The 12,548-nt window shown below is 71.9% G+C and carries 10 protein-coding genes; 6 read left to right on the plus strand and 4 right to left on the minus strand.

Annotated elements, in window-relative coordinates; translation table 11 throughout:
* Nucleotides 1-2: 2 nt before the first annotated feature.
* Genes FCN18_RS05070 through FCN18_RS05085 form a run of 4 tightly spaced genes read right to left on the minus strand, consistent with a single transcriptional unit; the run spans nt 3 to nt 4,874 of the window.
* Nucleotides 3-1,142 (minus strand): CaiB/BaiF CoA transferase family protein, encoded by a 1,140-nt coding sequence (locus FCN18_RS05070; protein WP_137093549.1) that lies wholly within the window; start codon nt 1,140-1,142, stop codon nt 3-5.
* Nucleotides 1,139-1,777 (minus strand): 2-phospho-L-lactate guanylyltransferase, encoded by a 639-nt coding sequence (cofC, locus tag FCN18_RS05075; protein ID WP_228713654.1) that lies wholly within the window; start codon nt 1,775-1,777, stop codon nt 1,139-1,141. Before cofC ends, FCN18_RS05070 begins: the two co-directional genes overlap by 4 nt.
* A complete protein-coding gene (locus FCN18_RS05080) occupies nt 1,774-4,305 on the minus strand; it encodes a bifunctional FO biosynthesis protein CofGH (RefSeq protein ID WP_137093552.1) in 2,532 nt (843 codons plus the stop codon). Before FCN18_RS05080 ends, cofC begins: the two co-directional genes overlap by 4 nt.
* Before the next feature lie 35 nt (nt 4,306-4,340).
* Nucleotides 4,341-4,874: a cupin domain-containing protein gene (locus FCN18_RS05085; protein WP_158303056.1), complete on the minus strand. Its 534-nt coding sequence runs from the start codon at nt 4,872-4,874 to the stop codon at nt 4,341-4,343.
* Nucleotides 4,875-5,038: 164 nt separating this feature from the next.
* On the opposite strand from FCN18_RS05085, the gene FCN18_RS05090 reads away from it, so the two are divergent.
* The 6 genes from FCN18_RS05090 to dctP all read left to right on the plus strand — a co-directional run bounded on the left by FCN18_RS05090 (nt 5,039) and on the right by dctP (nt 12,488).
* Nucleotides 5,039-6,271, plus strand: a complete 1,233-nt coding sequence (locus FCN18_RS05090) for a TetR/AcrR family transcriptional regulator (protein WP_158303057.1) — start codon at nt 5,039-5,041, stop codon at nt 6,269-6,271.
* 4 nt (nt 6,272-6,275) lie between these two features.
* A complete protein-coding gene (locus FCN18_RS05095; protein ID WP_137093554.1) occupies nt 6,276-7,121 on the plus strand; it encodes a LuxR C-terminal-related transcriptional regulator in 846 nt (281 codons plus the stop codon).
* A 139-nt stretch (nt 7,122-7,260) separates the two neighbouring features.
* Complete coding sequence (locus FCN18_RS05100) at nt 7,261-7,947, plus strand: hypothetical protein (protein WP_206077812.1); 687 nt, start codon at nt 7,261-7,263, stop codon at nt 7,945-7,947.
* Between the two features lie 232 nt (nt 7,948-8,179).
* Nucleotides 8,180-10,438 carry a molybdopterin-containing oxidoreductase family protein gene (locus tag FCN18_RS05105; protein WP_228713655.1) on the plus strand — a complete coding sequence of 753 codons (2,259 nt, stop codon included), beginning with the start codon at nt 8,180-8,182 and terminating at the stop codon, nt 10,436-10,438.
* Nucleotides 10,438-11,214: an SDR family NAD(P)-dependent oxidoreductase gene (locus tag FCN18_RS05110; RefSeq protein ID WP_112269735.1), complete on the plus strand. Its 777-nt coding sequence runs from the start codon at nt 10,438-10,440 to the stop codon at nt 11,212-11,214. The genes FCN18_RS05105 and FCN18_RS05110 overlap by 1 nt, the downstream gene beginning before the upstream one ends.
* A 170-nt stretch (nt 11,215-11,384) precedes the next feature.
* Nucleotides 11,385-12,488, plus strand: a complete 1,104-nt coding sequence (gene dctP / locus FCN18_RS05115; RefSeq protein ID WP_113644347.1) for a TRAP transporter substrate-binding protein DctP — start codon at nt 11,385-11,387, stop codon at nt 12,486-12,488.
* The last annotated feature ends 60 nt before the right edge of the window (nt 12,489-12,548 follow it).

The following is a 12,548-nucleotide window of genomic DNA, read 5'->3' on the forward strand; positions in this document are numbered from 1 at the left end:
TGTCAGGTCCTTTCGTGCGATCGGGTGAGGGTGGCGATGTCGGCCGCGCTGAGTCCCCACGCGGCGAGGGCGGTCCCGTCGCCCGAGCCTGGCTCGGCGGCGGGAGTCGGGACCGGGGGAGGGGTCCGGCTGAACCGGGGAGCGGGTGCGGGCTGCAGCGCGCCGTCGACCTCGACGAACGTGCCGCGGGCCCGGTTGTGGGGATGGTCGGGTGCGTCGGCGAGCCCGTATACGGCGGTCACGCAGGCCTGCTCGTGCTCGAACAGCTTCGCCCAGTGCGCCGTCGGGCGGGAGCGGAAGATCTGCGCGAACCGGTGCTTCAGCTCCGTCCAGCGAGACCGATCCCACTGGGGGAACTCGGCGGGATCGAGCTCCAGCAGCCGGAGCAGCTCGCTGTAGAACCGCGGTTCGAGCGCGCCGACGGCGACGTGGCCGTCGGCGGTGTCGTAGACCTCGTAGAAGTGCGCGCCGCTGTCGAGGACGTTGGTGCCGGGCTCGTCGGTCCAGTCGCCCGCGTTGCGCAGCGCGTGGAACACGGTGGTGAGCAACGCGGCGCCGTCGACCATCGCGGCGTCCACCACCTGACCCTTTCCGGAGGTGCGGGCCTCGATGAACCCGCACAGCACACCGAAGGCGAGCAGCATCCCGCCACCGCCGAAGTCGCCGACGAGGCTCAGCGGGGCCAGCGGGCGTTCCCCGTGGCGGCGGATGGCGCCGAGTGCTCCGGCCAGCGCGATGTAGTTGATGTCGTGTCCGGGGACGGTGGCCAGCGGGCCGTCCTGGCCGTACCCGGTGGCGCGGCCGTACACGAGGGCAGGATTGCGTGCCAGCATCTCGTCGGGGCCGAGCCCGAGGCGCTCCAACACGCCGGGCCGGAAGCCCTCGACGAGGATGTCCGCCCTCTCCGCGAGGCGCAGGACGAGCTCCCGCCCTGCGGGGGTGGTGAGGTCGCATGCCACCGAGGGACGGCCCCGGTGCAGGTGGTTCCACGCGCCCGCGCCGACGCCGTCGTCGCCGGGGCGCTGGAGCCGGATCACCTGCGCGCCCATGTCGGCGAGGAGCATCGCGGCGAACGGGGCCGGCCCGATCGCGGCGAGCTCCACCACCTTCACGCCGGCGAGGGGTCCCGAGGACGTGCTCATGTGCTCACCAGCCCGGGCCGTGCGAGGGCCGCGCTGCGGGGGCCGAGGCCGAGCCCGGCCGCCAGCAGCCAGCTCGCCGGGGTGTCCACATCGGCCCGCACGCTCGGCCACGGTCCACGCAGCTCGGTCGCCGACCGGGCGTGCCTGCGGGCCGAGTCCGGACCGTAGGAGGGTTCCAGCGGGCCCCTGCCCGCGAGCAGGAGCGTGGTTCCCGTGCCCGCGATGTCGGTGCAGAACCCGCGGCGTCCCCCGGCGTGGGCGATCGCGGCGCCGAGCTCGGCCGAACGCAGCGCGGGCAGGTCGGCCGGGAGCACGCCGAGCGAGACCTCGGCGTCGCGGTCGCGCAACCGTGCCGCCGCGGCGTCGAGGGCGGCGTTGAGCCCGGATCCGTGCCGCTCGGTGCAGAAGGTCCGCGCGCCGAGCGCGGCCAGCGTCCGAGCCGCCACCGGGTCGCCGGTCACCGCGACCACCCCGGCGACTCCGGGTGCGTCGAGCGCGGCGGCGAGCGTGTCGGCCGCCATGGCGAGCACGAGCTCCTCGTGCGAGCCGCGCAGGCCCGTGAGGCCGCGCAGGCGGGACTTGGCGCGATGCGGTGGCTTCACCGGCATCAGCAGCCACAGTGGCGGGGCGGTCACGGTCGCGCTCCTTCGGCCACGGTGCGTCCGGAGTAGACGGTGTCGCGCTGCCGCAACGGCCGCCCAGCGGCGGTGGCGATCGCCTCGAGCTGGGCGACGGTGCGCCGCGAGCCGTGCACCGAGCCGGCCATCCTGCTGATGGTCTCCTCCATGAGCGTGCCGCCGAGATCGTCGGCTCCGCCGCGCAGGATCCGCGCGGACAGCTCGTCGCCGAGCTTCACCCACGAGCACTGGATGTGGTCGATCCGGCCGTGCAGGGCCAGCCGCGCGACGGCGTGCAGCGCGCGGTTGTCCCGCACCGTCGGCCCTGGCCGCGCGATGCCCGCGAGGTAGATCGGAGCGTTGTGGTGCACGAACGGCAGCAGCACGAACTCGGTGAACCCGCCGGTCTCGTCCTGCACGCGTGCGATCGTGCGGAGGTGGGCGAGCCAGTGCCGCGGGGCGTCGACGTGGCCGTACATCATCGTCGACGAGGACGGGATGCCGAGCCGGTGCGCGGTCGTCACCACGTCGACCCATTGCGCGGCGGGCAGCTTGCCCTTGGTGAGGAGCCAGCGGACGTCGTCGTCGAGGATCTCGGCTGCCGTGCCCGGAATGGAGCCGAGCCCTGCCTCGTGCAGCTCGCCCAGCCAGTCCGCCACCGGCACGCCTGCCCTGGCCGCCGCCGCGGTGATCTCCATCGGGCTGAACGCGTGGACGTGCAGCACGGGCGCCGCGGCCTTCACCGCTCTGACCAGATCGGGGTAGAACGACGTGGGGAGCCGGGGGTCGATACCGCCCTGCAGGCACACCTCCGTGGCCCCGGCCTCGGCGGCCTCCACCGCCCGCGCGGCGACCTCGTCCAGTGAGAGCCGGTAGGCGTCCGGGTCGCGCTCGCGCTGGGCGAAGGCGCAGAACCGGCAGCCCACGTAGCAGACGTTGGAGAAGTTGATGTTGCGGTTGACCACGTAGGTGACGTCGTCGCCCACCACGTCGGCGCGCACGTCGTCGGCCAGCCGCGCGAGTGCCTCCAGCGCCGGGCCGTCGGCGAGCAGCAGGTCCGTGGCCTCGGCCTCGCACGCGGGATCGAGCAGCGCGGACGGCCGCGCCTCGGCGAGCGCGAGCGCCGCCTTGACGTCGCCGTCGAGCCGGGCCGGTGCGCCGCGGCCGGGAGCACGCTCGCGCAGCGCGTCCCAGTCGCCGTAGACGCTGTCGAAGTCTCCCCTGCGGTCGGAGCTCCTGCCCGCGGTGTCCACTGTGGTGTGCAGATCCGCCCTGCCGGTGGTGCCGATCTCCCCGCCGTCGGGCTCCTGCCACGGACGCCCCTCGGGGGTCGCCGACTCGTCGGCCAGCCCGGTGGCGGGGTCGGCCAGCGCGGCGACGTGGGCGTGCAGCCTGGCGTCGATCCACGGCGAGCCCGCGAGGACGTAGGGCGGGTACACGGTCAGGCGCTCGCGCAGGGTGAAACCCGCCGCCTCGGAGTGCGCCGCCAGCTCGTCGATCCGGGGCCACGGGTGCCCGGGGTTGACGTGGTCGGGTGTCACCGGGGACACCCCGCCCCAGTCGTCGATGCCGGCGCGCAGCAGCAACGCGTGCTCCCCGCCGACGAGGTTGGGCGGAGCCTGCACCCGCATGGTGGGTCCGAGCACGAGCCTGGCGACGGCCACGGTGGCGGCCAGCGCGGTCAGCCCGGCGTCGGGCGTCGCCCGCATCGCGGTGTCCGGTTTGGACCGGAAGTTCTGGACGATCACCTCCTGCACATGGCCGTACTCGCGGGCGACGGCCCGGATGGCGAAGAGCGACTCGGCCCGCTCGGCGAGGGTCTCCCCGATGCCGATCAGGATTCCGGTGGTGAACGGCACGCCGACCCGGCCCGCGTCGGCGAGGACCCGCAACCGCACGGCGGGTTCCTTGTCGGGACTGCCGAAATGCGGGCCGCCCTTCTCCGACCACAGGCGGCGCGCCGTCGTCTCCAGCATCATCCCCATGCTCGGCGCCACCGGCTTGAGCCGGTGCAGCTCCTGCCAGCTCAGCACGCCGGGGTTGAGGTGCGGGAGCAGGCCGGTCTCCTCCAGCACGGCGACGGCGCACGACCTGAGGTAGTCCACTGTGGATTCGTAGCCGCGTTCGGCGAGCCAGTGCCTGGCCTGCGGCCAGCGGTCCTCGGGCCGGTCGCCCAGCGTGAACAACGCCTCGCGGCAACCGGCCGCGGCGCCGGCCCGCGCGATCTCGAGCACCTCGTCGCGTTCGAGATAGGGCGAGTCGACCCTGCCAGGGACCGTTGCGAACGTGCAGTACCCACAACGGTCCCGGCACAGGCGGGTCAACGGCACGAACACCTTGCGCGAGTACGTGACGACCCCGGTCCGTCCCTCGGCCGCCAGTCCCGCGTCCCGCACCCGCGAGGCGGCTGCGAGCAGCGCGTCGAGGTCCTTGCCTTCGGCGGCAAGCAGCACGGCGGCCTCGGTGACGTCCAGCGGCGCGCCGTCCCGCGCGCGCCGCAACGCCCTGCGGATCGCGGTGGGGGAGGGCGCGGGCGGTGTGCTCACGCGAGGCCGCCTTTCGGTGGAGGGACGGGGACGGGTCAGCGGGTGGCGCCGCAGAGGGCGAACGCCACAACGAACGGCTCGGTGCCGTCGTTGAACCAGGCGTGCGGGGTGCCGTTCTGGATCAGGCAGTCGCCCTGGGACAGCCGCACCTCGACGTCGTCGAAGCGCAGGACGCCGTCGCCCGAGAGCACGACGATGTAGTCGACGGTCTGGGTGACGTGTGCGCCCGGCTTGTCGGGGAACGCGAACGTGGCTGCCGCGCCCGGCAGGCGTTCCTCCATCTCCGCCGCCGCGGCCGCAAGGTCCGCACCCGGCTCCGGGACATAGGTGATACCCGGCGGAACCGTGAGGAAGCCGAACCGCACACCGGGGTTGGCGGGGAAGAACGTGGACTTCGGGGCACCGGCGGACGCGTCGGTGACCGGCACCGACACCGAGTCCAGCTCCCATACGCGGTGGATCTCGACCCCGGGCAGCAACGTGGCCGTGGTCGGCTCGACGGTGCCGTCGTCGAGAACCGTCGTCGTGCCGTTGCCGTCGTCGCCCATGACAACCCTGCGGACCTTCATAGTGTCGCTCGCCTCCCGAGATGTGTACCGGTGTGAGTCACTGATCGTTAACGTGACCGAATCCACTTGACGGCGGAAGTATGGGGGTAAAGCCGCGACGACGTCAAGTAAGTACATCAACGTTCACGTGTTAGGCTCCGTGATGTCCGATGAAGGGGGACGGGATGACGAGCGTGAGCGGCCCGGCGAGGGCGCGCAGGCCCAGTGACCGGCGGGAGCAGATCTCCGTCCACGCGCGGGCGCTGTTCGCCGAGCGCGGCTTCCATTCGGTGCGCATGAGCGACATCGCCGACGCCACCGGGATCACCCCCCGCGCCCTGTACCGGCACTACGCGAACAAACAGGCGCTGCTGTCCCACGTGCTGTTCGAGGCGCAGGGCGCGTTCCTGTCCGCGCTGCCGGAGCTCACACCCGGATACGACCCGGCTCGGCTACCCGATGACCTGCACGCGATGGCCAGGGCCTCGCTGGCCGTCCCGTACATGGCCCGGCTGTGGAAGCGGGAGGCCCGGCACCTCGATCCCGAGGGCTCCCGCGCGCTGCGGGCCAGGCTGAACGACATGGCGTCCGGACTCGCGCGCGCGATCCGCCTGCGGCGGCCGGACCTGGAGCCCGTCGAGGTCACGGTGCGGGCGTGGGCGACCATCGCGGTGCTCAACAGCCACGGCGAGGCCCCGCTGGGCTCGGGCGACGCGGAGCAGACGGCCGCGTTGCTCAGCGCTGCCGCGCTGGCCGTGGTGGATCACGACATCCGCGCCGGGGAGCCCGGGGCCTGGCCGGAGCCCGGCGGCCGGGCGCCGGTGTCCCGGCGGGAGCAGCTGATCGCCATCGCCGCCGACACGTTCCAGCGGAGCGGTTTCGACGGCGCGAGCGTCGACGGCATCGCGGCCGAGGCGGGCCTGGCCGGACCCGCCATCTACCGCTACTTTGACAGCAAGACGGCCATGCTCGTGGCCATCGCCGACCGGTTCGGCGAATGGGTGTCGCTGGAGACGATCAGGGCTCTGCGCACGGCCACGAGCGACGCCGCTGCGCCGGCGGCGATGGTCGCCGGTTACGTCCGGCTCGCCGCGGAGGCGGTGAACCTGCTGGGGGTGACGGTGACCGAAGCGCACCACCTGCCGCCCGACGCCGCCGAGCGCCTCGCCAGGGCCCGTGGTGAGCACCTTCAGGAGTGGGCTCACTGGACCCGTGCCGCGCGTCCGGAACGGTCCGACTCGGCCACGCAGATGCTTGCCCACACGGCCCGGGTTCTCGTCGACGACACGGTTCGGACGCCGCGGGTGATGCACACCGACGGTGCGGTGGACGCGGTCGCCGGCGCGGCCACGGCCGTGCTGGAGGCGCCGGTGAACCGTCCACTCAGGACCGCCGGGTCGGCGGTCCGGGAGGGGTGAGCCCATGACCGGAGCGGCCGTGCGCGAGCTCGACCGGATGCTGCCGCACCGCGTGCACGCGCTGCGCCGGGAGTGCGCGGTCGACCTGACCTTCGGGGGACCGCTCGATGCCGGGGGCGGCTCGGTGACGATCCGGCACCTCGACGGCAACCTCGGGCAGACGCTTCGCCACGTGCGGGTGCGCCGGGGATCCGGGCTCGGGGGCAAGGCGCTGGCGCAGCGCAGGCCGGTGGTCGTGCGCGACTATCTCAGCACGCCGCACATCGTGCACGCCTACGACCACGCCGTCGCGCCCGAGCGGGTGGGAGCGGTTCTGGCCCTGCCGGTGCGCCTGGACGGCGACGTGGCGGGGCTGGTGTACCTGGCGCGGCGGGACAGTCTCCCGCTCGGCGATCGCACCGCGGCCCGTGCGGCCGCCGCGGTCCGCTCGCTCGAACGCGACCTGGCTATCGAGCTGGAGGTCCGGCGGAGGCTGGCCGAGGGCTCCTCGGCGGCCCTGCGCGACACCCGGGCACTCGGCGACGTGCTGAGCGAGCTGGAAGCGGCGATCGAGCTCGTGGCGGACCAGTCCGCGCGGCAACGCCTGCACCAGGTCTGCGAGGGCTTGCTGAACTTCGTCACCGGCAGCGGACGGCCCCGCGAGCCGGGTGCGCGCGGACCGCTGTCGAAGCGCGAGGTCGAGGTGCTGGAACACGTCGCCGCCGGCGCGTCGAACAACGACATCGCCGCCGAGCTGGGCCTGATGCCGAACACGGTGAAGGCCTACCTCCGCAGCGTCATGCGCAAGCTCGGCGCCGAGAACCGCACCCACGCCGTGTGGCTCGCGCGCACGAGCCGGCTGATCGACTGAGGTCCCGGAGCGGCGCGGGCGACCCGCTTCGGCTGCCCGGAGCTCTGGGTATTCTGCTCGCGCCGCCGGTGATCACGCCGTAGCGTGCCCGGCTCGTCGGAGCACCGCGTGGTACGCGGCGTGCGGCGGAGGGAGCGCGATGGCGTCCGGCAAGGTGGATCGCGGGCAGGGGCCCGCGGATACCGGGAAGTTCGAGAAGACCGTCACCAGGATCTGTGTGGGGCTCGTCATCGCGGGCCCCGTGCTCGGCATCGGCGCCGGTGCGCTGGGTGCGGCCGAGATCTATCCGTCGGACTACATGCTGCCCGTCGCGATGGGCGTGATGCTGGGGCTGATCGGACTCGGCCTGCTGATCGCCGCGTGCGCCGGGCTGTACCTCCTGGGCGGCTGGAGGGCGACCCCGTTCGGCGTCGCCTTCGTCGGCGGTTTCGCCGTGCTGGCCTACGGGCTCGCCGAGGCGGACAACGCGTGGCGCGACGTCGGCGTCGTGCTGCTGATGATCTCGTGCGCGGCGTTCTGGGTCGCTCCGGCGCTGTCCCCCCGGTCGAAGGCGAGACCGCGCAAGCGCGCCCCGGTCAACCCGGGCAGGACCACCGCGGTCGGCGGGGTCTTCGGCGTGGGTGCTGGAATCGCGATCGTCGGACACGTCATCGACGTGTGGTGGCTGCTGTTGTTCGGCGCGATGGCGGTGGGCACGGCCGCTGGCGCCGGGATCGCGATGTGGCTGGAGAGCCGCGCGCGGGAGCGGGCGAGCCAGGGGGCGTCGGTGAAGCCCGACCGCACCCGGCCCGGAGCTGAGTTGCGCGATCCGGACGAGGCCGGGTAACCGGCAGGCGATGTCTTCCGCTGTTGCGCCGACGCCGACGCCGAGTCCGGCCACCGCCGCGAACGCACGCAGGTCGGCGCAAAGGCCGTGTGCCGGGCCGGCGCCCGACGCCCCGCCAGGACGTCCTGGCCAGCGCATTCCCCGCCGGGGCCGGAGTGGCCCTTGTGAGTGGAGCCACGGCGAGGTAGATTCATTTCACCAAACGATTGGTAGATGCGACGGGAGCATAGCGTTGGCCAAGCTGAATTTCGCGGACGGTCCCGACGTTCGCCGGACGTTCTGCACGTTGTGTCCGCAGCACTGCGGCATGCTGTTCCACGTCGACGGCGACGGGCATCCGCTGGCGTTCGACGGAGACCGCGAGAATCCGGTGGCCAACGGCAAGCTGTGCATCAAGGGCACGACGGCGATCGAGATCCACCACCACGACGACCGGCTGAACTACCCGCTCAAGCGCGTGGGCAAGCGCGGTGAGGGCAAGTGGGAGCGGATCTCCTGGGAGCAGGCGATGGACGAGATCGCCGAGAAGCTCCGGGAACTCCGGGAGAAGGACGGCCCCGAGTCGGTTGCGACCCTCGGCGGCACCCACAAGACGCCGGGCGACTGGGCGAGCTGGCGCTGGGCGGCCGACTTCGGCACCCCCAACTTCGTGAGCCAGGGCCGCAACTGCGGTGTCGGTGAGTACATCGCGGAGGTCTCGGTCTACGGCTGGGACACCGTCTACCAGAGCTACTACCCCGGCAAGACCAAGTGCATCATCATCTGGGGCTCCAACCCCGCGGAGTCCTCGCCGCCCTCGTTCGAACGGCTGCGCCAGTGTCAGGCCCAGGGCGCCAAGCTCATCGTCGTCGACCCTCGCAGGACCAAGACGGCCGAGCGGGCGGACCTGCATCTCCAGGTGCGCCCCCGCACCGACGGCGCGCTCGCGCTGGGGCTCATCCACGTGATGATCCGCGACGACATCTACGACAGGGAGTTCGTCGAACAGTGGTGCACCGGCTTCGACGAGGTCGAGGCCGAGGCCGCGAAGTGGACTCCCGAACGCACCGAGGAGATCACCGGCGTTCCCGCGGCCGACGTGGTGAAGGCCGCGCACATGTACGCCACACTGGGACCCGCCCGCCTGTCGTTCGGCGTCGCCGCCACGCAGCTCGGAGAGGGCGCCTCCCGCTCGGCGGTGCTCGGGCGGGCGATCCTGCGGGCCATCTCCGGCAACCTGGACCGCCCCGGCGGGGAGCCGCTCGGCAACCCCTACGACGCCGGCACCTTCGCGTGGCTGCCGAACATCAACTTCGAGAAGCTGGTCGACCATCCCCTGCGCACGAGGGAAAGCGTCAACGCCCACGAAACGCCGATCACGTCGATCTCCGGGTACCAGGCGTTCCGCGAGGCCACCGGGAAGGTCTACCCGCAGGGGCACACCGGCACCGCCTACGTGCTGTTCGCGAGCCAGCCCGCGATCTACCGCGCCGTCACGAGGCAGGACCCGTACCCGGTGAAGGCGATCATCGTGCAGTGCGGGGAGCCGCTGTTGTCGATGGGTGCGGGCAGGGACGCCTACGAGGCGTTCACGAGCGAGAACCTCGAGCTGCTCGTCACGATGGACATGTGGATGACACCGACGGCACAGCTCTCCGACTACGTGCTGCCAGCGGCGGACTTCATGGAGCGCGCCGACCTCAGCGCCCACTGGGGGATCGGCAACTTCTTCGTGGTGGGCCAGCAGGTCGCCACCACCATCGGGGAGCGGAGGAACGACTACGACCTCTGGGCCGAGCTGGGCCGCAGGCTCTCCGACGATCCCGGCTACTGGCCGGAGACCGTGGAGGGGATGTTCGACCGGTTCCTCGCGCCGTCCGGCAAGTCCTATCGCGAGTGGGCCGACGGCGAGGTAAACCACCGCTTCACCAAGCCCGTGTTCTACAAGTACCGGGAGCGCGGGTTCGCCACTCCCTCGGGCAAGGTGGAGCTGGTGCCGAGCATGTTCGAGCGCTTCGGCATCGAGGCGCGGCCGGTCTACACCGGACCGCCCTACTCGATCCCGGACGCCCCGGAGGAGGAGTACCCTCTGCAGATGATCCCCGGCAGCCGGGTACGTGAGCTGACCGCCTCGAACCTCCGCCAGAGCGCGCGCCTGCGCCGGATCCATCCCGAGCCGCTGTGTGACATCCACCCCGACACCGCCGCGAAGTACGGTGTCGTCGATGGCGAGTGGATGATCATCGAACGACCCGAGGGCGCGATCAGGCAGCGGGCCCGCTTCGACGCCTCCCTGCGGCGCGACACGGTGAACCCCGACGGCTACTGGTGGAACCCCGAGCAGCAACAGTACGAGCCGCACCTGTCCGGCGTGTGGGTCTCCAACGCCAATGCCATCACCCCGGGCGCGCCCGAGTTGTCGAGCTTCGCGGGCGACCAGCCGTTGCGCGGAGCGCGCTGCCGGGTCCGGGCCGGTGACGCGCCGGAGGTGCCCGCGGCGGTGTCCGGCTGATGTCAACGGACGCGTTCGGCGGCCGGGCCGGCGGGTGCCTTGTCGTCGGCGGCAGCGGCGCCATCGGCCGGGCGGTGGCGATCCGGCTGGCCGAGCTCGGCGCCGACGTCACCGTCACCTACGCCGGCAACGCGGCCGCCGCCGAGGAAACCGCGGCGCTGGTGAGGAAGTCCGGTGTGGACGGTGTGGCGGTCCGGCTCGACCTCGGCGACCCCGGAGGAGTCCGGAGCGTGGTCGAGGAGGTGGCGGGCAGACACGGCGGGCTCCACACCGTGGTGCTGGCCGCGTCGCCGACGAACTTCCAGTCCTGGGTCAGCGCGCTGCCGCCCGAGCAGTACGCCGAGCAGCTGCGGATCGACGCGGGCGGTACGTTCGCGGTGATCAGCGCGGCACTGCCCGCGCTGCGCGAGACGCGGGGGTCCGTGGTGGTGGTCTCGACGGTCGCCAACCGCCGCTTCGTCCTGCGGGACGTGCTCTCCAGCGGGCCGAAGGCGGCCAACGAGGCGGTGGTGAAGGCGGTGGCGGCCGAGGAGGGACGCTACGGCGTCCGCGCCAACGCCGTGGGCGTGGGCATCCTCGACGAGGGCATGACCCAGGCGCTGCTGGACCGCGGTGACATCCTCCCCGAACATCTCCAGGTCGCACTTGGACGGATCCCGCTGGCGTCGTTCGGCAAGGCCCGCGACATCGCCGCCGCCGTGGGATTCCTGGCGAGCGACGAGGCTCGGTACGTCACGGGCCAGTGGATCGACGTCGACGGGGGCTATTCGCTCTGACAACGGTGACGGTGCAGCGACACGGCGTCACCGTGTGAGTCAAGTCACAACGTCCACTTTCGAGTGTGCTTGACACCACAGATACTGTCGGTCTTAATTGACCAACCGGTTGGTCGAATGAATCCGACCGGCCTCGGTTTTCGAGACACGCACATCCAGAGGAGGGCGCAATGATGCGCACCACCAGGACCAGCCGGGTCACCCGGCTCCTCGCCGGACTCGCCGGTCTCGCCTTGGTCGCGAGCGGCTGCGCGGGTGCCGCGTCCCAGGCGGGTGGACCCGTCCAGGTCCGGGCCGCGCAGGTCTTGCCGCCTGGCGGATCGCAGTCCGACCTCATCCAGTGGTTCATGGACGAACTGGAGAAGCGCACGGACGGGCAGGTCAAGACGGAGGTCACCTACGGAGGCGGGCTGCTGTCCGGCACCGACACGCTCCCCGGGCTCAAGCAGGGGCGTGCCGAGGCCGGCAATGTCGTCCCGGCGTACTTCCCGGCCGAGCTCCCGCTCAACAACATCAACATGGTGCCGATCGCGCACGCCGACCAGGCGGCGCGGCTGCGGGCGCTGCAGGACCTCGTCAACGGCGTGGACGCCTTCGCCGACGAGCTCGCCAAGCAGGACCTCGTGCTCATCGGCTTCCTGCCCAACAACGCCTCCGCGGTCGCGTTCAAGCCCGAGGTCAAGTCACTGGCCGATGTGGACGGACTCAAGATCCGCATCCCGGCCCAGCCCTCCTCGGTGGTGTGGCGGGAACTCGGTGCGGAGCCGACGTTCCAGGCATCGGAGGAGGTCTACGAGTCCGTCGAGCGCGGCATCGTCGACGGCGTGACCTACCCGATGGACACGCAGGTCGCCAACGGCATCACGGACGTCGCGAAGTACATGGCGCCGGACGTCGGCGAGAACGGCGGCTCCATCTTCGCGATCAGCAAGAACGCCTACGACCGGATGTCCGACGACGCCAAGGCCGTGATCGAGGAGCTCAAGGGCGAGTGGTACGCCAAGGCCGACGAGCTGATGACCAGGTACGACAAGCAGGCCTGCGAGAAGTTCCTCGACTCCGGCGGCACGATCGTCCGCTGGAACGAGGCCGACCAGGCCACGATCGCCGACGCCGTGGAGCGGCTCGCGCCGAAGGTCTGGAAGGACGAGGCGGCCAAGTCCACCGACTCCGGCACGGTCGAGAAGGTCTGGCAGGCCTACACCGAGGCGGTCGACGAGCACACCGGCGAGTCGGGCTACGTCGAGGGCCTCACCACGTGCGGTCAGAAGTAACCCAGTGACGTTGCCGGCCTCCACTGTGGACGGCCGGGTCGACGAAAGGGCCTGCACCCG

The sequence above is a fragment of the Prauserella endophytica genome (assembly GCF_005146945.1).
GTDB classification, from domain to species: Bacteria; Actinomycetota; Actinomycetes; order Mycobacteriales; family Pseudonocardiaceae; genus Prauserella_A; species Prauserella_A endophytica.

What these genes read in the sequence shown, in the direction of transcription:
- FCN18_RS05070 (WP_137093549.1), bottom strand. Translation starts at nt 1,142, where the DNA reads ATGAGCACGTCCTCGGGACCCCTCGCCGGCGTGAAGGTGGTGGAGCTC.
- FCN18_RS05085 (WP_158303056.1), bottom strand. Translation starts at nt 4,874, where the DNA reads ATGAAGGTCCGCAGGGTTGTCATGGGCGACGACGGCAACGGCACGACG.
- FCN18_RS05090 (WP_158303057.1), top strand. Translation starts at nt 5,039, where the DNA reads ATGACGAGCGTGAGCGGCCCGGCGAGGGCGCGCAGGCCCAGTGACCGG.
- FCN18_RS05095 (WP_137093554.1), top strand. Translation starts at nt 6,276, where the DNA reads ATGACCGGAGCGGCCGTGCGCGAGCTCGACCGGATGCTGCCGCACCGC.
- FCN18_RS05100 (WP_206077812.1), top strand. Translation starts at nt 7,261, where the DNA reads ATGGCGTCCGGCAAGGTGGATCGCGGGCAGGGGCCCGCGGATACCGGG.
- FCN18_RS05110 (WP_112269735.1), top strand. Translation starts at nt 10,438, where the DNA reads ATGTCAACGGACGCGTTCGGCGGCCGGGCCGGCGGGTGCCTTGTCGTC.
- dctP (WP_113644347.1), top strand. Translation starts at nt 11,385, where the DNA reads ATGATGCGCACCACCAGGACCAGCCGGGTCACCCGGCTCCTCGCCGGA.